Raw genomic sequence first — 21,075 nt, forward strand, 5'->3', positions numbered from 1 at the left:
TTGTCGAATTACTAACGATAATAACAAAAATAAATTATTATGCAAGACAAAAATGAATTTTTCGTAAATTTATTTTTTTAATCATTTTTATTGTATAGAAAATTTAATTTCTTTCTCTTCTTAAGCGCTTTCTTTCTGTATTGTATTATATAATAGTTTATGATAATTATTATTTTTGTATAACAAACAAAATAATAAATTAAATATTCCATTATTTTAAAATAATGTAAAAATAATTGATTTGAAAGTTTATTTTGTGATATTCTGTAAAAAAGAACGAATGTTTGTAGGGAGATGGTTATGGCGCAAACATCAATTGTTGAATATTGGGAGTATTATTCTAGTCTTACTAATAGTTTATTAGATTACTTAAGTTCAGAAGATCTTTCTTTTCGGCCATATGAATCTATGAAAACATTAGGAGAAGAGCTTCGTCATATTGCAGATGCACGAGAAATATATTTGCGTGCGATGGTGAATAAAAAAGGGCCATCATGGCGGGGAAAACGAATGGATTCAGAAATGGCTGTAAATCTCGATAAGTTGAAAGCATATTATAGTGAATTAGAGAATGGTTATAAAATGTTTACTTCGGAGCAAATCGAGTGGGAAAGAACTGTGGTTTGGAAAGAAATGAATGATCCTGATATCGAAAAGTGTTTCAATTGGTTGGTTCACTTTGAATGTACACATCAAGGGATATTAAGTGTGTACTTAACTGGACTACACATTGATTATGATATTTCTAGTTAATTTGAAGGAGAGATATAAAGATGAAGCATTATGTTTGTATAACGTGCGGTGTACAATACCCACTTTATAATGAACCACCTGTAAACTGTGTAATTTGTAATGAAGAGCGTCAATATGTAAATCCGATGGGACAAACATGGACAACGTTAGAGAGTCTACAGGAAAGCAAAACGTATAAGAATGAGATTGTAAAAGAAGAAGAAAATTTATATAGCATCACAACAAAACCGAAGTTTGCAATTGGTCAAAATGCTTATTTAGTCCAAACAGATTCATATAATTTGTTATGGGATTGTATTACATATATTGATGAAGAGACTGTAGAAAGAATAAATGAATTAGGGGGGATTCATGGCATTGCTTTATCACACCCGCATTATTATTCTACACAAGTAGAATGGGCAGAGCGCTTTGATGTTCTTATTTACATGCATGAAGATGATAAGGAATGGGTGACGCGTCCAAGCGAACGTATTGTATTTTGGTCTGGAGAATTGTTACAACTTTCTGAGAATCTTACACTGTATCGTTTAGGTGGGCATTTTAGCGGTGGCTCTGTATTACATTGGAAAAATGGAGATGAAGGAAGAGGAGTTCTATTAACTGGAGATATTATTCAAGTTGTTGCTGATGCAAAATGGGTAAGCTTTATGTACAGTTATCCGAATCTTATTCCATTACCAGCATGGAAAGTGAAAGAAATGGCTGAGAACGTAAAAGGATTGAAGTTTAATCGATTATATAATGCGTTTCATGGAATTGTGAAGGAAAAAGCAAATGAAGCTGTTCAAAAATCAGCGAAGAGGTATATTGAGGCACTTGAAGGAAAGTTACTTGATAAATAATATCATATAAAGATAGGTTATAAATAGAAACGGCAGGTGTAGAAAGTGAAAAGGTTAATTTGTTTTGGGGATAGTATAACAGCAAGAGAAATATTTGAAAATAAGGCATTGCGATTAACACCTAGATTGCGAAATGCTTTTCCTGAATGGGAGATTTTGAATGCAGGTATTTCAGGTAATAATACGAATGATGCACTCAAAAGGCTTGAAGAAGATGTATTATCTCATCAGCCTAGTTTTGTAATTGTATTTTTTGGTGCGAATGATGCTGCATTTCATAAACAAATACCATTACAAGAATATAGAGAGAATATACAAGAAATTGTAGAACGAATTTCACCACACAAAGTATTGTTAATTAGCCCAGCTCCAGTTGATGAGGAAAGGCAAAATGCAAGAACAAATGCTGTTTTAAAGCAATATGCAGAAGTTGTATCAGATGTAGCAACTCGAACTGGTAGCAATTTTCTTGATTTGTATACATCTATCATTCAGCTACCAAATTATAAGCTTCTTTTAGAGAATGAAAATCAAGATGGACTACACTTTGGAGTACATGGGTATGAATTTTTAGCCGAAGTAATCATTGAAAAGATAAAAGAAATTAAGTGGTGAAAAAATAACAGTAAAGAGCGCAAAATCTTATAGATTTTGCGCTTTTAATACGTAAAACCGTTATTTTTTTTTCGGTCTTCGAACTAATTCACCACCACAATTTGGACAGACATGATTTGTATTTTCTGTACAAGATGGGCAAAAGGTACATTCATATACACATATATATGCTTCTGAATCTCCTTGAAGGGAAGTATTACAAGTTTGACAATTTGCTTTCATTTCTAGTGCCATGGGGTTTCCTCCTTACATAGATCAATAAATTTTATAAGTATATAATAATATGAGATGGAGCTATTTTCCTTTCTATAAATAATGCATTCTATGATTTTTCTTTGTGGTTAAAACGAATTTATGAGAGGGACATTACAAATGAAAATAGATGTAATTGACGCACAAATTTTACAATGCTTAAATCAAAATTCTCGTCTTTCCATTCGTGAATTATCTAAAAAAGTTAATTTGTCTGCGCCTTCCGTAGCTGAAAGAGTACGGAAGTTAGAGGATGAAGGGATTATTGAAGGTTATACAACAAAAATTAATTATGATAAGTTAGGTTTTCATATTCAGGCTGTATTAGAAGTGAAAACAAAAAATGGGCAGTGTGAAAGGTTTAGAGCATACATGAAAGCTTATCCACGAGCTGTTTTTTGTTATCGCGTAGCAGGGCCTGCTAGTTATATAGTGAAAATTTCTGTCCGAAGCTTTCAAGAAGTAGAAGCGTTTATTGACGATGTTTCAAAATTTGCTGAAACAGTTACCCATGTTATTTTTTCAGAAGTAGGGATAGGCAATAATGTGTTAGATTATTATAGTCCAGATGAAATGTAACGAATAAAGTGAATGGGGGGGTCTTCATCCCCCACTGATTATTAGTTGAACCAATCGGGCTTTTACGGGCAGTTGAAGATGCTTGTACGACAAAAGATCTTGTATTTAACAATGAATTGATTCAGGCTAAACATGTTCATACAGTATTCATGAGTGCTTTAGATAAAATGTTTGCGAATGTAATAAAAACCACAGAACTTTTATCAAATAAAATGTAGTAAGAAATAGAAGCTATTCTACGACATGTAGATTTATAGCTTCTTCTTTTTGGCTGAAAAAAGGCGAATCTTAATATTTCTATAAAACATTTTTTAAACTGTAACGTTTGACTGTACAGTTTATGTATTGTATGATTGTTTGTAACATATACTGGGGAGGGAAGGTCGTTGGGAAGGTGTACCGAATCGGACAGTTGGCTCACATGGCTCATGTTTCGAAACGAACGATTGATTATTATACGAATCTAGGTATTTTGAAAGCGGAGCGATCTCAATCCAATTATCGCTACTACGACGAAACAGCAATTGAAACATTACGTTTTATTGAGAGATGTAAAGAAATGCATATACCGCTTTCTGAAATTAAGGATAGGATTGAGGAGAAAAAAAAGCTGCTCGGTGTAAATGAAAACGTTTCGGAACAAGTAAATGATGTAACAGAGCGTATCCACCGTTTGGAGACGGAATTAGTAGAATTAAAACCGTTATTAGATGGGTTAACAGATTTACAGCGCAAAAAACTAACGAAACATTTATCAACTCAAACGACAGCTTTAATCCAATCTCTTATCTTACTATTATAGTAGATAGAGCTATCCACCCTTTTAATTTCTGTATAGCGCGTTATTTTCTAAATTTAGAGAGTAAAAGAAAGTAATTATTTATACAGGAGGTGGACACCTTAGTTTTCGAACTAAGGGGAATTCTTTGGAAATATTTAATTTAGTTATGATTGCGATTTTAATCGCATTTACTGGATTTTTCGTGGCAGCAGAGTTTGCTATGGTTAAGGTGCGTTCAAGTCGTATCGACCAACTTGTCGCGGAAGGAAAACGAGGCGCATTAGCAGCCAAAAAGGTAACAGCGAATTTAGATGAATATTTATCGGCGTGTCAGTTAGGGATAACTATTACAGCTCTTGCGCTCGGATCATTAGGAGAGCCTACGGTTCATCGCTTATTACAACCGTTATTTCAAGATCTGCATTTACCAGAAACAGCTGCGAATTCAGTATCGTATATTCTTGCATTTGCAACGGTTACCTTTTTACATGTTGTTGTTGGTGAATTAGCACCGAAAACTGTGGCAATTCAAAAGGCAGAGACAATTACAATGTTGTTTGCAGCACCGCTTATTATGTTTTACAAAATTATGTTCCCATTTATTTGGATGTTAAATAAATCAGCGCGTCTTGTAACTGGTTTATTCGGATTAAAACCCGCTTCTGAGCATGAGGTAGCGCATTCAGAAGAGGAATTACGTTTTATTCTTTCAGAGAGCTATGAAAATGGAGAAATTAATCAAGCGGAGTATAAATATGTAAACAATATTTTTGAATTTGATAATCGTATTGCAAAAGAGATTATGGTGCCACGCACAGAAATCGTTGGTTTCTATCTTGAAGATTCAGTGGAAGATCATATGAAAGTTATCCGAAGTGAAAAGTATACACGTTATCCAATCTTTGGAGAAGACAAAGATGATATTATTGGTATGGTGAACGTAAAAGATTTCTTTATTCGTTATATGAAAAACGATAAAGAAGACCTACAATCTATCAAAACATTTATGCGTCCTATTATTGAAGTAATGGAGACAATTCCAATCCATGATTTACTTCTGCAAATGCAAAAGAAGAGGATTCCAATGGCTGTATTATATGATGAATATGGCGGGACAGCAGGAATTGTGACGCTTGAAGATATATTAGAAGAAATTGTTGGTGAAATTCGTGATGAATATGATGAAGATGAGCACCCTCCAATTCATCATGTTGACGAGCATCATAAAATTGTCGACGGCAAAGTATTGATAAGTGAGATTCAAGATTTATTTGGATTACACATTGATGAAGTAGAAGTTGATACAATTGGCGGTTGGGTGATGACACAAAATCACGAAATTCAAGAAGGACAATTTGTTGAAACAGAAGGATATGAATTTAAAGTTTTAGAAAAAGACGCACATCAAATTAAGCGTATTGAAATTCGTAGAATAGATGTACAAAAAGAAGAAGCAGCAACTGTATAGTTGCTGCTTCTTCTTTTATTCATGTAAAAATAAATTCCAGTATTATCCAGTTAAATGTATTTAATTATTCGGAATTATGTTAAAATGAAAAATGTGTCCTTTTAAACGAGAGGTGGATTCATGTGATGTTTTCTTCTTTACCTGGTTGGTTTTGGGCAATCTATTATGTTTTTTTATTAATCGCATTCAGCCTTTCTTGTGTTTATCTCTCCCAGAAAAAGAAACAACGCATCAGTATAATAGGCAGTATCATCAATATTTGTTGTATTGCAAGAGAGGGAAATGAATGGGATCATTTTAAGTTGTCTTTCTCTCAAGGGGAAAGCTGGACGTTTTTTACACTTGGTGGACATATATATATTCTACTTTGGACTTTGTTACTGATTTGGTTACTTTTTCACCTTTTTAAACGGAAGAGAATCGAAAGTACTATGAAAGAATAGCTTTTCTTCTGCATATTTGAGGATTTTTTAGTGGCTTTTTTTAAAGAATAAAGTGTTTTTGGTTAATGGTTGTAATTATATGGAATTTATTAGAAATTTACGTCTTCAGAAATGAAAGGAAGATAGAGTATGAATAAACAGCAAATTATTGATGCATACGATATATTAGCTAGTTATTATGAACATAGCGTTGATCATGAGGGCCCGTATAATACAGATTATGAACGTCCAGCTATGATGAGTCAGTTCTCTAGCAATATGAAAGAGATGAATATACTCGATGCTGGGTGTGCAGCAGGATGGTATACAGAGCAGTTTTTAAATAGGGGAGCAAATGTAACCGCGATTGATATTAGTAGTGAAATGGTTGCGGCTACAAAAAGAAGAATAGGAGAGAAAGCAGACGCTTTTCAACTAGATTTTGAAAATACGTTACCTTTTGCAGATCGTACATATGATTATATTGTTAGTTCGTTAGCTCTTCATTATATTGCAGACTGGAACCTTACATTTGCTGAATTTGCGAGAATACTAAAGCCAAATGGAACATTTTTGTTCTCCGTTCATCATCCAACAATGGATATTCATTTATCAGAGAATAAACAGTACTTTAACCGCGAATTTCTTCACGATAGATGGAAGAAAAGTGATAAGTATGTTGATATGTACTTTTACCGCCGGCCGCTGCAAGATATTATAAATGATACACTTCATCATTTCGAGATTGAAAAAATGATTGAACCGACCCCTACTGAAGAATTGAGAAAAAATCATCCATCATCTTATGAGAAGTTATTAAAACAACCAAGTTTTTTAATTATAAAGGCAAAGAAAAAAAGAGTCTAAGATTGTAATATTAATCGCCGTGTAGGGTTCTACGAGGTTAAACCCTAGATTTGTGTATAATATAAAATCACAGTAATTTCAGGAGGAAATTATGTATACATACATTTATATGGTAAGACATGGTGAATCACCTAAAACAGAAGGTAACGAACGAATGCGTGGATTGACTGAGAAGGGGAAGTTTGATGCAAATAGAGTAACTGAATTATTGAAAGATGAAGGGATAAACACATTCATTTCCAGCCCATATAGCCGAGCTATGTTGACAATTGAGGAGTTAGCTCATTTTTATGAGAAAGAAATATTAATAGACGAAAATCTTAGAGAATGTATGTTTACAAGTGAAGACACGATAATGTCAGATAAGGAGGTGTATCCACTTGTAAAGAAGATGTTTTCGAGTCCGAATTTTTCAATACGCGGCGGAGAATCAAAAGAAGAATGTCAGAACCGTGCTGTTACAGTATTGAAGGAGATATTAACAGATTATAAAAGGCATAAAATTGTAATTGGAACTCATGGACTTGTCATGACTTTAATGATGGAATACTTTGATCGTCAATATGAATATGAATTTTTAATGGAGACTTCAAAACCGGATGTATATAGGATGAAATTTAACGGTGAGCAATTAATTGATATAAAGAGATTATGGACAGAATGATTTTGATTTTAAAAATGCGAAGCTAGGTTGCTTCGCATTTACTTTTGTAAATTTTATAATGTTTCACTCAGAATAATAACGGCAATACATTTATTACAGGTTCTTCGTAGGGATGAATGCTTTTGATAATACGTAACACTTCTTCAATTTTTTCATACAAACATCTAAATTCCATTTTACATTCCGTACCGAAGCATATTTCACCAGTAGTACCGTTAAAAGGGATAGCCCCTTCTAGTGGCCTCCAAGATCCCTTAACATATGAGTAAGAAATAACATGATCATACTTACCTATTGTCAAAATACCAATATCGTTTAGTCTATTTCTTAATGTTTCGATATATTCTTCTGGTAATAGTACCTCAACTTTTACAAACGTAATTTTCATTTTGGTAGCTCCTTAAAACAAGTTGTATTGTAAATAACTTGTTTTATTAGATAAAGCGTTTTTGATGATTAAGCTTTGATGGTGAACGAAAAGCTATGAAATACCACAAAACGTTAACGATTAAAGAGGCTATGCAAAGTACTAGTAAAATAGGGGATTTACCCATCGTTAAAATGACCACAAGTATTGTCAAGGTTGTGAGAATCCCAAATCCACAAAAAACGGCCATGACGATTTTCATTACATTTACTCCTACAATATATAAAGTTAAAGGTAGGATATAAATTGCAAGAACGGTACCTATACTTGCCCACATACCATAAGTACCAAACTTATTGGTTTTAGGCCCGGAATCAGCAAGTGGAGAAAGTGAACCCGCAACAAATAAAGAACAGAAGAGTAATGCGGAAACGATAGTGATGAAAATAATACGAGATTTGTTTGTGTCTTTTGTCATAATCTGTTTCATTCCTTTCAAAGTAATTTACTTTCTCTTTATATCATAACAAATATATGAAAAAAAGGTTATTTTTGGTTTAATTGTAGATAAACTTAACATATGTGAAGGCGAAAACAGGGTATGTAAGAACGTTACATACTCTGTTTTATATGCATTAGATTTTCATCCGTTTTAACAGATCGATTTAAAAAATGAAGAAGTGAAAATCCAACAATGCCTAAAAGACCAAAAAGAATCCAAGGAAAACTCATATTTTGCCAATACTTCGTAAAGAAAGTTCCTGTATAGTTTCCAATCGTAAATCCTAGGGCAAGTGATAGTTGGAAGAAACCAAAATAGGTTGCTGTGTATTGTTCGTTGCTAAAGTTCGCTACCGCAATATCGGCATTCGGTAATACAAGTGTTTCCCCGATTGTAAATAAAATAACACATACCAAAAGCCAATTTGGATGAAAAGCCAATGGGATGAGAAGAAAAGATAGCCCCATTAGTAACACACCATACTTTACAAGAGACAACGCATAATATTTTTTGAAGAGATATTTAAATACAATCATAAATAAAAAACCTGTAATCGCGTTTACTGTAATGACAAGTCCTACTAAGTTTTGATCGTGGCTTATATTATTCATATGAAGTGGTAATGCAACCGTAAGCTGTGTAAACATCGTATAAAAAAACACCATGATGAGTGAAAAAGATAGAAAGGGTTTGTTTTGACCAGCCGCTTTTATTCCTGTTAAAAGTTGTGTTTCGTACACAGTAACATGAAAGTGAGATCTAAGAAGAAAGAATAGGAATGCAAGAACCAACATGAGTGATCCGGTAAATATAAATGGATACATAGGATTCCATTTAAGCAATATGCTCCCTGCAATCGGTCCAATAATTGCTCCGCCATTTAAAAAGAGATTTAAGTATGTAAAGGTATCTTTTCTTATATGGGCTGGTTGAGAGCCGAAGACAGCTCGTGCAGAAGGTTCATAGAAAGCTGTCCCAAATCCAATGAATATTGTAGCGAGCATAATGGTGTGAAATCCAGAAAATATTCCTAGTGAAAGAAAACCAATCCCTCGTAAAATTATTCCGATTATCATCATAGTAATATAGCCGATTTGATCTGCAAGTATTCCGGTACATAATGGGAATATTCGCGAAGTAATCGTAAGGGCTGTTAAAATGGTACCCACTTGCATAGCGGAAAAATGTAAAGAATTAGATAAATAGATAGCCAAAAAAGCCATTACAGCAAAATGACCGAGTGTCATAAAAAAAGAAGAAAATAATACAAAACGAATAGGTAATGAAAAAGACCTCAAAGTTGTCACCCTCCTTGTTAACCATCTATTTTTTTAAATGGTTAACATTTTTATGTTATGATTATACTGAAAATACGAAATAAAGTAAACTATGGAAAGTTGGTGGTGATTTTGAGTAACAACCAAATTGCGCCAGAGATGTTAGAAAGTATAAGAGCCTTTTTAAATACATGGAGAATTCCAAATGAAACGAGAGAACCAGTCGATTTATTTGAATCGGAAAAAGATATACATCAGTTTATGATTGAGCAGTGGAATGAAAAACTACCTTTTGGTTCAGTGAAAGAAGTAAAAAAATTCCGTGATACGATTCGTAGGGCGGTGGAACAACAGAAGCCGTTAAAGCCATTGTTTGAAAAATATCCATTGCAAGTAATGACGATGGATGAAGCGGACGTCATTACATACCAAGCACTTGGTGAAGAAAATTTATATACATTTTCATTGCGAGTTATTATCTCTGCCATTACAAACAACCAGTGGGGGAGATTAAAAGCTTGCCCAGATTGTAAATGGGTGTTTTACGATCAATCTCGTAACGGTAGTAAACGTTGGTGCGGTATGTATGCTGAAGGAGAAGGGGGACGTGCTTGTGGTACAATCGCAAAAGTAAAAAGGCACCGGGCGAAGAGAAAAGCGAGTTCAATTTATATAAAATAGCGGAAGCTTTGCAGTATGCAATGCTTCCGCTATTCTCTTACTTTTTACACTGAACAATGTGTTGCATAACATATTTATGTTGAATGCAACTTGCTGTTTTTGCTGTATAATATGGACGATGTTGTTCTAATTTTACTCTTTGCTCCATTGTTTTCTTTTCATGGTCGGATATACGTAACATGAAAATCATCTCCTTTTATCTAACAATATAGTTAAGTAAAATAAGAAACATATTGTTAGGGTTAAGGAGGGATGCTTTGTAGCATAAGTAAAAAACACCTTCCTCTCTCAATGCGCTTACGAGGTTAGCTGTCGGACTCGGAATGTGAGAGTATCCCTACTTAAACAAAGATTCGCCCCAAGTGGTATATGCCACAGAAATGGTTTCCCCGCTCCAAAATTTGGACTCAGCAAAAGGTTGTATATAAAATAAATTAACATATTTATCCAAAACAATCAATTTATTTTAGCCTTTTCAATTGTACAAGAACGAGGTCGTCTGGTAATGTAACTTCTTTTGTTTCTATAAAATTATGTTTCTTATATAAAGAAAGAGCAGGCGTGTTTTTCTTACCGGTTTGTACAATATAGTCTGTTGTTTCTTCATGTAGTTGAAATAGGTGTTGTAATAGTGCTGTTGCGATGCCTCTATGGAAATACGTAGGGGAAACAACGAGGCGATGAATATCAACAACAGTATCCACATATTGAAACGAAATAAATCCAGCTAACGTATCATCAATGAAGTATCCATAAAAGATTTCATTACAATTTTGAATATCCAAAATCGTGTCATATAATCGCGGAATTGAATTGTTTTGAATGTACTGTGCTTCAATTTTATATGCGGGAATTTGAACTCCTAAAATTTCCGCAGCTTCTTCAATAGAAGAAGGAGATAACTTTCGAATCAAATGAAGGCCCCCTTTTATGAAAAGAGTGAGAACCTTATATTCTCACTCTTTCGTATCGTTATTTTTTACATTTTTACAAGTAATTGATTGGCATATTGACGTGCCCATTGATCAGCTGCTAATACTTCTTCTAATGAAGGGTTTGCAATATTATGATGAGCTTCTAATGCAGAATAGATTGTTTTTTCAATGTCAAAAAATGAAATTTTATCTTGTATATATAAAGCATTCGCAATTTCATTAGCAGCATTTAATACAGCCGGAGTTGTCCCACCGATTTTCCCAGATTCATAAGCATAGTGAAGGCAAGGAAATTTCTCTAAATCAGGTTTTTCAAAATGCAAGCTACCAACTTTTAATAAATTTAATTTTTTAAAAGAAGATGGTAAACGTGATGGATAGTGGAATGCATATTGAATCGGCATACGCATATCAGATGCCCCAAGCTGAGCCATAATAGAGCCATCTACAAACTCTACAAGAGAGTGAATAATGCTCTCTTTATGAACCATAACATCGATTTTTTCATAGGGAACGTCAAATAACCAACGTGCTTCCATTACTTCAAATCCTTTATTTAGTAAGGTAGCACAGTCAATTGTTAATTTTGCTCCCATTAGCCAGTTTGGATGTTTTAGCGCATCTTTCGCTTTGAGAAGTTGCATTTCTTCACGTGTTTTATCTCTAAATGCACCGCCAGATGCTGTTACAATTAACTTTTCAATTTCTTTATTATTTTCACCATTTAAGCATTGGAAAATAGCAGAATGCTCACTATCTACTGGAATAAGGCGGCAATCATTTTTCTTTGCTAATTCTGTAACAATATGACCTGCTGCCACTAATGTTTCTTTATTCGCAATCGCAATGTCTTTTTTCGCTTTTAGTGCTTCAATTGTTGGAAGCAGTCCTGCTACACCAACGACGGAAGTTAAGACAAGATTACTATTCGGGTGTGTAGCAACTTCAATCAAGCCATCTTCTCCGTATACAACTTTTGTTTGAGTAGAAATTCGTGAGCGCATTGTATCTGCTAATTCTTTCGTACTCACACTTACAATGCGCGGCTGAAATGTTTGGATTTGTTGTTCTAGCATTTCAATATTTTTATTTGCAGTTAAACCGATAATTTGAAAATGTTCTGGGTGAGCAGTGACTACATCTAGAGCTGACGTCCCAATCGAACCAGTTGATCCCAGAATGGAAATGTATTTTACCATAATAAATCCTCCGTAATTGAATGAATCGTTTCCGTAAACTTATATGTAATTAGATAAAAAAAGAAAAATTCCTACTTAATAAGACAGAAAGTTCCCTTTTATCTAAAAAAACATCATGGTATAATAAGGAATAAATAAAAGAAAAGGCAATGAAAGAGAAGAGTACATATTTGGAGCTTCACAGAGAACTGATGGTTGGTGAAAATCAGTAAGGGAAAAATATGGAATGGACTCTGGAGCTGCAAGCCGAATTGAGTAGGCTTTGACGGTTGTTTCGACGTTATTCGAATCATAAAGAGAGCTATAAAATTGTAGCTAATAAAGGTGGTACCGCGGGAGTCCCTCGTCCTTTTTAGGATTGAGGGGCTTTTTTATATGTAAAAGGAGGAGTAGTTGTGAATAAAAAAGTTATGTTAACAGGAATTAAACCAACTGGACATCCGCATCTTGGAAACTATATTGGGGCAATTAAACCAGCATTGCATCTTTCTAAACATAGAGAAGGAGAAGCGTTATATTTTATTGCTGATTATCATGCATTGAATGCCGTACAAGATTCAAAGGAGTTTCGTGAATATACAAAGGAAGTAGCAGCGACATGGTTATCATTAGGTTTAGATGAGCATGTAGTCTTTTATCGTCAATCAGATGTTCCAGAAATCTTAGAATTATACTGGATTTTAGCTTGCCTTACTCCGAAAGGCTTAATGAATCGCGCTCATGCTTATAAAGCAAAAGTTGATCAAAATATAGAAGCAGGGGTAGATGTAGATACGGGTGTAAACATGGGATTATATACGTATCCTATTTTAATGGCTGCCGATATTTTATTATTTCAATCAAACTATGTTCCAGTTGGAAAAGATCAAATTCAGCATGTAGAAATTGCGAGGGATATTGCTTCGTATTTTAATAACGCATTTGGAGAAATCTTTATATTGCCCGAGTATATCATTCAAGAAGAAGGAGCAATTGTACCAGGCCTTGATGGACGAAAAATGAGTAAAAGCTATGGAAATGTCATTCCGTTATTTGAAGAACCGGAAAAGCTGAAAAAACTTATTTTCAAAATGAAAACAGATTCTTCCTTACCAAGTGAACCGAAAGAACTTGAAACATTATTTATGTTGTATAAAGAATTTGCGACAGCTGAAGAAGTCGCAATAATGAAAGAGAGATACGCAACAGGCATCGGCTGGGGAGATGTTAAAAAAGAGCTATTCCGTGTCATCAATCGTGAGCTAGAAGAGCCGAGGAAGAAATATGAAATGTATATGAATGAACCGCATTTACTTCAAGAAGCAATAGAAAAAGGAGCAGAGCGGGCAAGGAAAATTGCGAGGGTGAATTTGGCAGAAATAAAAAAACAGATTGGCTGTTAATGTGGAAAGGAACCAATTGATTTGGTTCCTTTAATCAAGATTGTTCTTTACAAATGTATCTAAAACTAATTTATGCACTGATCCAATATTTGTAGGGAGATCGTGGATGGGAAAGAATCGCAACTCTTTTGATTCAGCGTGATCGACACGTAATGTTCCTTCAAAATCACGACAAATATATGTAACAAGAACACCATATACTTGATCTCCATTTGGATAAATATTAAAAAATTCTTTCCCAGAAAAATTTTGAAATGTTTCTAACTGTTTCACGATTAACCCTGTTTCTTCAAAGACTTCTCGCTTAGCGGCTTCTTCTAACGTTTCGCCGCATTCAAGTGCACCGCCAATAATGCCCCAGCAATTGTAATCACTGCGAAGCTGAAGAAGTACTTCATTATTTTTGTTTAATATAATTACATGTGAACCTACTAAAATGAGTGGACGATTCCCAACTAAACTACGCATTTCTTCGATATATCCCATATAGACACCTATTCCTTTATTTATATTACATACATGCAAATTGTAAGTATGTTTCGTATGAAGTAAATTTTAACTTTTCAAAAATGGGAGCAGAATGACTTGCTCTTGCCTGACATATTGCTAAAATAAGGCTATTTCCCTCTATATTAATAAAATGCTGGCAGTTCTTTTAACATCATTTCTGCTTGAGATGTTATATTACTAAACTGAATATTGGGTACCGTTCTAAAATATAAACTGCGCAGGAAAGTTTTTATATTTGTACATAGATTACAAAAATCATTGACTGGAAGTCTTGCTTTGTATTGTGGGAGCAAGTTTAATTTGACACGAATAATATCAAAAAGCTGCTTTTGTGAGAAGCCTTTTGATATTATGGAAAGAAGAGGAGTAATAATACGCTCATCTTCATCAAAATGATATACAATCGAATAAACGAATATTTTATTTAAAAGACAATGAGTTAGTTCTTCGTAATATTGCTGCGGCAGTTTTGGATTATGAATAAGGGCATCAAAAGTATCTGCTGCATGAGCAACACTATGCGCCCAGCCGTGAGGATGTACATATCCTCTTAAATCAATTTCTCGGTTCATATAATCAACTAATTTTTCTTTTACAGTAATAATCGTTTCTGGAGATAAAAAATTCGTTTTATTATCTGCACATAATATTAAGGCGATTAATAACGTTGTGAAAGAACGTGTAAACACGCTATCATCATTATCATTAGAAGTGATGCCGCAATATAAGTATTGTTCTTTCAAAGTTAGCATAAGTAATTTTTCTAACTGAGCTTCATGAAAATATTCACGTGAAATGAGGTAAGAAAAGGTAGAGTAAATCAATTGATCACGTAAATAGCTGTCTAACGTTCCAATATGCTCTAGCATATGTATGCTTAATTGATTTAAATCGATATTTTGAGGCAATAAATATCCGTTTTTTTGAATAGTTTCTAACAATTGCTGCAGCATAATGGTATTCAATGATGCTCCTCCTCTTTATAACTTTATCGATAAAATCCCTTTTCTTGATGAAAGATTGCTGTTATAAATATCAAATTTCTAGTATTCTACATATTCATCAAAACTCCTGCTCATGCAATAAAAAATATGTTATTGTAATAATTTTACAGAAAGAGGTAAAAGAATGAATCAAATTGTTAATATGGAACGAGATTTCAAAGTATTAGGAGGAGAACCGCACTATATTACGATTGAAGAAAATAATACAGTTTCTTTTACAAAGGAACAAGTGACAGAGATTGTCCAATATTGGCTAGAGAAAGCAACAAATAAAGGAGTTTTACATTTACACTTTGTTATTTCATCAAAAAGTCCAAATTATACCCATTATGAAGAAGTGTTTCAACGTTTACAATTTCAGCATCAGAAAAGTTGTGTTATGGTGCTAAAAGATTTATCTGATGTTACAGATGTGGAAGTTCCGTTTACGCTGAAAACAATAGATGAAGTAGGCGAAGACGCATTTAAAGCAATTTGGTTTGAATCTATGAAGGATTCTTTAAATACGAAAGAAACGTTATCTATAGACCAATTATTATATGCTTTTCAAACAGGAATTGGCGGTAGATGGAACGAACATTGTTTAGTCGCCATTCAAGGAGAAGATCCAGTAGGTGTTATTTTGCCGCATATAGAGCCAGGTACGGTAGAAGAAGGGCGATTGTTTTATCTTGGTATTGTCCCGGAAATGCGTGGTAAACATTACGGGACAATGCTTCATGAAAAAACATTATACATTTTAAAAGAAATTGGTGCCTCATATTATGTAGGTAGCACTGACGAAATGAACGATGTCATGAAACGAGTGTTTTCTAGCAATAACTGTATACAGTTAGGGAAGATAAAGAAATACACAAGGTTGATGAGAAAAGGGTAAATGAAGATTACCCTCGAAGTATTGAAGAAATAAAACAAGGGGGAATTGGATGTTACAACAATCATTTAAAAGAATGATTCCTTTATATCCGGAAACTTTATTTTCAGACTGGCATGTAGAGCATATATCGCAGCGACAGGAGAATGAAAAGTGGGAAACGCTTTGGTTTCAGGTGATTACTCCTACAGGAATATTTCGGGTCAAACAGTTTTTTCTGGATATTATGGAACCGACTTTTCCAGACAGTTGTCTGTATCACGCGCAGGGCGAGTGTTTTCAATATAATAAACTTACCTATTGGTGTGGGATAAATTATAAAGGGTGCGATAGTTACGTCACTTCTAAGTGGAAAACACAAATTGAAATTTCTATTGATGATGGAGTTATCGAACAACAACAAATGGAGGAATTTTTATATGGATTACAACCGATTGAATTAGAGAAAGCAAAACAACAAATGAACTTACCATTTCATCGTCTAAGTTTTCAGGCTCATACAGAAAAGGGTGGAGGCGAAATCAGTCGTTGCTTTGGATGGTGTTCTCCTGAAGAAAAGGAATTTATATCATTACCGCTTCTAGTACCACGTTCATGGGATTTAGAGTCTGTTGGTTTTGGGGATAACGAAACGCAGTATGTATATTGGGATGCAAAAGAGCAGTTATATATATTATGGGCATGTCGGCATACCAATTATAGCTATTATCCTGTATCCTCATGGATAAGAAATTATAGTTCCCCGCAAAAGATTGGAAACTGCGAATACTATTTACATCCACAAAGAGGTACAGTTGTATATCAAGACTTGGGGAATGAACAAATTGCTTATGTATTTCGGGGAATACCTTGTACATCTTTTACAGATATACAAGATATGTTTTCTCTATATGTATAAATTGATTACAGAGTGTCGAAATATGTAAGACGCGTTACCATATGTGATATAGAATAGAGATTAGAAACAATAGAGAAAGTGATAGGTGAAAGAATGGAAACGAACATGAAACAACCAAGTTTAGATGTAACAGTAGAGCGAGAAAACGAGAACACTTTATCTATAAAATGGGGTAGTGTAGAAGAATCAGTATGTGTTTATTGGAGTACATCTCCGAAGAGTATTGAAGAAAATGGAACATTATTAACGATTGTAACAGAAGCTTCTGCGGTTACAATTGAAGATCCAAACCCGGCTGTACGTGTTTATTTTCGATTGGTAACGAATAAAGGAGATCGTATTACAGTAGCAGAGCGCCGCTTACCGCTGCAAGGTGCGTTTAACTTTCGTGATTTAGGCGGGTATGAAACAAAAGATGGCCGTGTGGTGAAATGGGGGAATTTGTACCGTTCTGAAGAATTAGCAGGGTTAACAGAAGCGGACATTCATTATATACATAATTTGGAGTTAAAAACTGTCTGCGATTATCGTACAGATTTTGAAGTGCAACATAAACCAAACCCTGAGATGCAAGATGTTCGCCAAGTTTCTTTACCAGTTATGCAAGATTTAGCAAAAGACTTAAATATCAATGAATTTTTTAGTTTAGGAGATTTATCAATGCTTGGCAAACCAGGTGAGTATTTAGTGAAGATGAACAGAGATTTCGTGACTAGTAATGAAGCATTTGTGACATTTTTAGAGCTGATACAAGACGCAAACAACTTACCAATTGTAAACCATTGTACAGCAGGAAAAGACCGAACTGGATTTGCATCTGCATTATTATTACTTTTACTAGGTGTGCCGGAAGAGACGATCATGGAGGATTATTTACTAAGTAATGGTTTTCGTGAACAGTTGAATGAGAAAATGATGGCTTTTTTAGGAGCGCAGCTTCAAGATGAAGCAAGTATTGAGATTTTAAGTGCAATGTTTGAAGCGAGGGTTGAATATTTACAAGCGGCATTCGATGAAATTCATAATGTATATGGTTCAGTGGATCAATATGCTGAAAAAGGAATTGGACTTACGAAAGAACAATTAGATGATCTGCGCGATTTATTGTTAGAAGAAAAGTAAAATAGGAGGTAGAGATTTTAAAAAGTCATGAGATTGCTTTTTAAAATCTCTATCTTTTTTATTTTCTTTATTTTACAATTAATTTGAAAATTGTTGAAATAATCACAAAGATATCCACATTATAAATAGTATAAATAATGCAAAATTAGAAATGTAGGGGGATGGGGAAATGTTAACATGGATATTAGGGGTATTAATCATAGTAGCAGTGACAGTTATGTTGACGATTATGGTAGGAAAAAATGAAGAAGAGAATTATGGAATTTCAACGAAAGGAAATATTAAAAGGCTTTCAATTATTTATCTTCTTTTAGGAGTAGTTTTAGCAGTTGGGGTAGCTTCGTATATATATTTTTATGGATAAGAGAACATAGAATAGTAGAAATAAAGTAAGACTTCCAGCAGTGGGGGTCTTACTGCTCGTTAATGTGGGAGGAAGAAGATTTTTTAGCATCTGATAATTCTAAAAAGTTACAAAATGCAGAAACGTATTATGTTACAATTAGAATGTAATTATTGGAAAATAAGAGAAGGGCTGGATATGAATGATTGAAATTATTAATGTATCAAAGAGCTATAATGGTAGTAAATTTGCAGTGAAAGATTTAAATTTAACAGTACCAAGTGGAGAGATATTTGGTTTTTTAGGCCCAAATGGTGCCGGGAAATCAACAACAATTAAGATGATAACAGGTATTCATTCTCTTGATAGCGGGACGATTTCGGTAAATGGAAAAGACATTGCGAAAGAGCCGCTTGAAGCGAAAAAGCTATTTGGATATGTTCCTGACAGTCCTGATATGTTTTTACGCTTAAAAGGGATTGAATATTTAAATTTTATGGCGGATATGTATGATGTTCCGAAGGACGTGCGCCAAGAAAAGATTCGAACACTAGCAGAGCGTTTTAGTTTGTACGAAGCATTATCTGATCAAATCCAAAGTTACTCACATGGAATGCGCCAAAAAATTATTATTATTGGAGTTTTGTTGCATGATCCAGATGTTTGGATTTTAGACGAGCCAATGACGGGATTAGATCCAAAATCGGCATTTATATTAAAACAAATGATGCGTGAACACGCTGATAAAGGGAAAACAGTGTTCTTTTCAACACATGTGTTAGAAGTTGCTGAAAAATTATGTGATCAAGTTGCGATTATTAATAAAGGAACACTTCAATTTCAAGGGAATTTAGCAGAAATACGAGAGCACTTTGAATCTAATGAATCTCTTGAAAAAATGTTCTTGGAGATGACAGAAAATGAATAAAATTTGGATGTTAACGAAAATATTATTAAAGATGAACTATGCTGATATGGTAACTGATAAGAAGAAACGTGTTACATCTTTATTTTTATTATTAGGTCTTTTGCTTGTTGGGTTTTTATTTATCGGTCCACTTGCGAATGGTATGTATGGAGTATTAAAACAAGTTAATCAGGAAAACGTACTACTTGGCATGGGATTAGCTATTGGTAGCATCTGGATATTTGTGTTTAGTATTACGACAATTTTAACAGTGTTTTACTATAGCAATGACGTTGAAATGTTATTACCACTACCACTTAAGCCCGCCCACATTATTACTGCGAAGTTTATTACCGTTTTAATTACACAATATGTAATGACTTCGTTTATTTTATTTCCTATTTTCATTGTGTATGGATTACAAAGTGGTGCATTTATTACATATTATGTTTACTTTTTAATTGTTTACGTATTTTTCCCGATTATTCCGTTAGTTCTTGCTTCACTTCTTATGATAATCATTATGCGTTATACAAATATTGCAAAAAATAAAGATCGAAATAATATGTTTATGGGGTTATTTACTTTATTACTAGTTGTCGGTATTAATATATTTATACAATGGAAAAATAGAAGCGCTGCTTCTGGGCGATCAGCAGCAGACTTTCTTGCAAATAACCAATCTTCATTTCTAGTAGAAATGACAAACTATTTTCCAACTACATATTTTGGAGCAATGGCATTAACAGAAAGTGATTCGTGGAAAGGCTTTTTATATTTACTCCTTTTCGCTGCGATTTCGTTAGCATTTTATGTATTGTTTTTCTATGTTGCAGAACGTACATATTTAAAAGGGGTTATTGGGATTTCAAATAGTACTGCGAAAAAAGAAGTGATTTCTTCTGAAGATTTTAATAAAGCTACCGTACAAAATTCACACTGGAAAGCATATGTGAAAAAAGAATTTCGTATTTTGACACGTACGCCACAATTTTTTATTAATTGTATTGTGCAAACTTTCGTGATGCCAATTATGTTTTTCTTTATTATTTTTGTGCAAGACGGTAACTTAGCTTGGATAAATAAATTTATAAATGATAGTGAAACAACAGGTCTTGCGCTTGGTCTTGCTTTTTGTGCAGGTATGTTTTTAATGGGGTCCAACGTTATTGCGACAACATCTTTTTCAAGGGAAGGTCGTACGTGGTTTATCAATCGTTATTTACCAGTTAAGGCAGAAGGCATTTTCTTTGCGAAAGTATTTACAGCTTGGCTCATTAATACTACTATTTTAGCGATCGTTGGTCTAGTGCTTATCATTGTGGGCGGTGTGTCACCAGTATTTATTTTACTTTGGTTCTTGCTTTGTGCAAATGGGTTATGGTTAAACAATTTAATTGGCACACGCTGGGATGCGCAAACAGCTGATATTCATTGGGATAGCGAACAAAAAATGTTTAAAAGTCGTTATACTACGCTTTGGAACTTTTTTGTGAATATACTGTTAGTGGGCATTACTGTTGGCGGGGTATGTGCGTTATTTTTCTCATTAGGAGTTGGAATGTGGGGGATGTTTTTCAGTATCCTAGTTATTTTCACAATAGTAAATGTTATTGTGTCTCGTAGTTTACAACTTGGTGCTGAACGCATCCTAGCAAATATTAAATAAAGTGAAACTTCCATCAGTGAGTGGGCTTCATCACCACTGATGGAAAGCCCTCACCTATCTTTTTTGCTGTCCTTTCAATCTTAAGGTGGGGGTCTTACTGCCCGTGAATGCGGGATAAATTGCAAATCCTCTGTTACTAAACAGAGGATTTATTGTATA

At 34.0% G+C, this 21,075-nt stretch carries 26 protein-coding genes, 1 riboswitch and 1 other annotated feature; of the genes, 17 read left to right on the top strand and 9 right to left on the bottom strand.

Going from position 1 to position 21,075, the window contains the following annotated elements; genetic code table 11:
• Window positions 1–300: 300 nt before the first annotated feature.
• From PLX19_RS05575 to PLX19_RS05585, 3 genes are read left to right on the top strand one after another with little or no spacing between them, the layout of a single operon-like run.
• The gene (locus PLX19_RS05575; protein WP_272187521.1) at window positions 301–753 is read left to right on the top strand and encodes a DinB family protein; all 453 of its coding nucleotides are present in this window, start codon (window positions 301–303) and stop codon (window positions 751–753) included.
• A gap of 20 nt (window positions 754–773) precedes the next feature.
• A complete protein-coding gene (locus PLX19_RS05580; RefSeq protein WP_272187522.1) occupies window positions 774–1,598 on the top strand; it encodes an MBL fold metallo-hydrolase in 825 nt (274 codons plus the stop codon).
• A 45-nt stretch (window positions 1,599–1,643) separates the two neighbouring features.
• The gene (locus tag PLX19_RS05585; protein WP_272187523.1) at window positions 1,644–2,213 is read left to right on the top strand and encodes an SGNH/GDSL hydrolase family protein; all 570 of its coding nucleotides are present in this window, start codon (window positions 1,644–1,646) and stop codon (window positions 2,211–2,213) included.
• 60 nt (window positions 2,214–2,273) lie between these two features.
• On the opposite strand, the gene PLX19_RS05590 is transcribed toward PLX19_RS05585, so the two are convergent.
• Window positions 2,274–2,447, bottom strand: a complete 174-nt coding sequence (locus tag PLX19_RS05590; RefSeq protein ID WP_272187524.1) for a DUF1272 domain-containing protein — start codon at window positions 2,445–2,447, stop codon at window positions 2,274–2,276.
• 138 nt (window positions 2,448–2,585) lie between these two features.
• Between PLX19_RS05590 and PLX19_RS05595 the strand changes: the two genes are divergently transcribed.
• From PLX19_RS05595 to PLX19_RS05620, 6 genes are all read left to right on the top strand, one after another.
• Complete coding sequence (locus tag PLX19_RS05595) at window positions 2,586–3,044, top strand: Lrp/AsnC family transcriptional regulator (protein WP_272187525.1); 459 nt, start codon at window positions 2,586–2,588, stop codon at window positions 3,042–3,044.
• 394 nt (window positions 3,045–3,438) lie between these two features.
• The gene (locus tag PLX19_RS05600; RefSeq protein WP_272187526.1) at window positions 3,439–3,846 is read left to right on the top strand and encodes a MerR family transcriptional regulator; all 408 of its coding nucleotides are present in this window, start codon (window positions 3,439–3,441) and stop codon (window positions 3,844–3,846) included.
• Window positions 3,847–3,970: 124 nt separating this feature from the next.
• Entirely contained in the window at window positions 3,971–5,293 is a 1,323-nt protein-coding gene (locus PLX19_RS05605) for a hemolysin family protein (RefSeq protein WP_272187527.1), read from the top strand.
• A 125-nt stretch (window positions 5,294–5,418) separates the two neighbouring features.
• Window positions 5,419–5,736, top strand: a complete 318-nt coding sequence (locus PLX19_RS05610; RefSeq protein WP_272187528.1) for a hypothetical protein — start codon at window positions 5,419–5,421, stop codon at window positions 5,734–5,736.
• Between the two features lie 129 nt (window positions 5,737–5,865).
• Window positions 5,866–6,582, top strand: a complete 717-nt coding sequence (locus PLX19_RS05615) for a class I SAM-dependent methyltransferase (protein ID WP_272187529.1) — start codon at window positions 5,866–5,868, stop codon at window positions 6,580–6,582.
• A gap of 91 nt (window positions 6,583–6,673) precedes the next feature.
• Entirely contained in the window at window positions 6,674–7,246 is a 573-nt protein-coding gene (locus tag PLX19_RS05620; protein ID WP_272187530.1) for a histidine phosphatase family protein, read from the top strand.
• 67 nt (window positions 7,247–7,313) lie between these two features.
• Here the strand turns inward: PLX19_RS05620 and PLX19_RS05625 are convergent, their stop codons facing one another.
• The 3 genes from PLX19_RS05625 to PLX19_RS05635 all read right to left on the bottom strand — a co-directional run bounded on the left by PLX19_RS05625 (window position 7,314) and on the right by PLX19_RS05635 (window position 9,413).
• Window positions 7,314–7,634 carry a cytochrome C biogenesis protein gene (locus PLX19_RS05625; RefSeq protein ID WP_272187531.1) on the bottom strand — a complete coding sequence of 107 codons (321 nt, stop codon included), beginning with the start codon at window positions 7,632–7,634 and terminating at the stop codon, window positions 7,314–7,316.
• A gap of 46 nt (window positions 7,635–7,680) precedes the next feature.
• Entirely contained in the window at window positions 7,681–8,091 is a 411-nt protein-coding gene (locus PLX19_RS05630; protein ID WP_272187532.1) for a DUF5391 family protein, read from the bottom strand.
• Window positions 8,092–8,225: 134 nt separating this feature from the next.
• Entirely contained in the window at window positions 8,226–9,413 is a 1,188-nt protein-coding gene (locus PLX19_RS05635; protein WP_272187533.1) for an MFS transporter, read from the bottom strand.
• 138 nt (window positions 9,414–9,551) lie between these two features.
• On the opposite strand from PLX19_RS05635, the gene PLX19_RS05640 reads away from it, so the two are divergent.
• Window positions 9,552–10,073: a CGNR zinc finger domain-containing protein gene (locus tag PLX19_RS05640; protein ID WP_272187915.1), complete on the top strand. Its 522-nt coding sequence runs from the start codon at window positions 9,552–9,554 to the stop codon at window positions 10,071–10,073.
• A gap of 37 nt (window positions 10,074–10,110) precedes the next feature.
• On the opposite strand, the gene PLX19_RS05645 is transcribed toward PLX19_RS05640, so the two are convergent.
• The 3 genes from PLX19_RS05645 to PLX19_RS05655 all read right to left on the bottom strand — a co-directional run bounded on the left by PLX19_RS05645 (window position 10,111) and on the right by PLX19_RS05655 (window position 12,207).
• Complete coding sequence (locus PLX19_RS05645) at window positions 10,111–10,254, bottom strand: hypothetical protein (protein ID WP_098917096.1); 144 nt, start codon at window positions 10,252–10,254, stop codon at window positions 10,111–10,113.
• Window positions 10,255–10,351: 97 nt separating this feature from the next.
• Window positions 10,352–10,496, bottom strand: a riboswitch (cyclic di-AMP (ydaO/yuaA leader).
• A gap of 38 nt (window positions 10,497–10,534) precedes the next feature.
• A complete protein-coding gene (locus PLX19_RS05650) occupies window positions 10,535–10,987 on the bottom strand; it encodes a GNAT family N-acetyltransferase (RefSeq protein WP_272187534.1) in 453 nt (150 codons plus the stop codon).
• A 65-nt stretch (window positions 10,988–11,052) separates the two neighbouring features.
• Window positions 11,053–12,207, bottom strand: a complete 1,155-nt coding sequence (locus tag PLX19_RS05655) for a 1-deoxy-D-xylulose-5-phosphate reductoisomerase (protein WP_272187535.1) — start codon at window positions 12,205–12,207, stop codon at window positions 11,053–11,055.
• A gap of 140 nt (window positions 12,208–12,347) precedes the next feature.
• Window positions 12,348–12,561: a binding site (T-box leader), on the top strand.
• Between the two features lie 41 nt (window positions 12,562–12,602).
• On the opposite strand from PLX19_RS05655, the gene PLX19_RS05660 reads away from it, so the two are divergent.
• Window positions 12,603–13,589, top strand: a complete 987-nt coding sequence (locus tag PLX19_RS05660; RefSeq protein WP_272187536.1) for a tryptophan--tRNA ligase — start codon at window positions 12,603–12,605, stop codon at window positions 13,587–13,589.
• 30 nt (window positions 13,590–13,619) lie between these two features.
• On the opposite strand, the gene PLX19_RS05665 is transcribed toward PLX19_RS05660, so the two are convergent.
• Together PLX19_RS05665 and PLX19_RS05670 are read right to left on the bottom strand one after the other, a co-directional pair.
• On the bottom strand, window positions 13,620–14,075 hold the full coding sequence (locus tag PLX19_RS05665) for an NUDIX hydrolase (protein ID WP_272187537.1): 456 nt from the start codon (window positions 14,073–14,075) through the stop codon (window positions 13,620–13,622).
• A gap of 146 nt (window positions 14,076–14,221) precedes the next feature.
• Window positions 14,222–15,064 carry a DUF2785 domain-containing protein gene (locus tag PLX19_RS05670; RefSeq protein ID WP_272187538.1) on the bottom strand — a complete coding sequence of 281 codons (843 nt, stop codon included), beginning with the start codon at window positions 15,062–15,064 and terminating at the stop codon, window positions 14,222–14,224.
• Window positions 15,065–15,227: 163 nt separating this feature from the next.
• On the opposite strand from PLX19_RS05670, the gene PLX19_RS05675 reads away from it, so the two are divergent.
• The 6 genes from PLX19_RS05675 to PLX19_RS05700 all read left to right on the top strand — a co-directional run bounded on the left by PLX19_RS05675 (window position 15,228) and on the right by PLX19_RS05700 (window position 20,916).
• Complete coding sequence (locus tag PLX19_RS05675) at window positions 15,228–15,980, top strand: GNAT family N-acetyltransferase (RefSeq protein ID WP_272187539.1); 753 nt, start codon at window positions 15,228–15,230, stop codon at window positions 15,978–15,980.
• Between the two features lie 49 nt (window positions 15,981–16,029).
• Entirely contained in the window at window positions 16,030–16,875 is an 846-nt protein-coding gene (locus PLX19_RS05680) for a hypothetical protein (protein ID WP_272187540.1), read from the top strand.
• Window positions 16,876–16,980: 105 nt separating this feature from the next.
• Complete coding sequence (locus PLX19_RS05685) at window positions 16,981–17,997, top strand: tyrosine-protein phosphatase (protein ID WP_272187916.1); 1,017 nt, start codon at window positions 16,981–16,983, stop codon at window positions 17,995–17,997.
• 169 nt (window positions 17,998–18,166) lie between these two features.
• Complete coding sequence (locus PLX19_RS05690) at window positions 18,167–18,361, top strand: hypothetical protein (RefSeq protein ID WP_272187541.1); 195 nt, start codon at window positions 18,167–18,169, stop codon at window positions 18,359–18,361.
• 181 nt (window positions 18,362–18,542) lie between these two features.
• Window positions 18,543–19,268 (top strand): ABC transporter ATP-binding protein, encoded by a 726-nt coding sequence (locus PLX19_RS05695; protein ID WP_272187542.1) that lies wholly within the window; start codon window positions 18,543–18,545, stop codon window positions 19,266–19,268.
• The gene (locus tag PLX19_RS05700; protein WP_272187543.1) at window positions 19,261–20,916 is read left to right on the top strand and encodes a putative ABC transporter permease subunit; all 1,656 of its coding nucleotides are present in this window, start codon (window positions 19,261–19,263) and stop codon (window positions 20,914–20,916) included. Before PLX19_RS05695 ends, PLX19_RS05700 begins: the two co-directional genes overlap by 8 nt.
• The last annotated feature ends 159 nt before the right edge of the window (window positions 20,917–21,075 follow it).

The organism is Bacillus sp. BP-3 (assembly GCF_028401955.1).
Taxonomy (GTDB): domain Bacteria; phylum Bacillota; class Bacilli; order Bacillales; family Bacillaceae_G; genus Bacillus_A.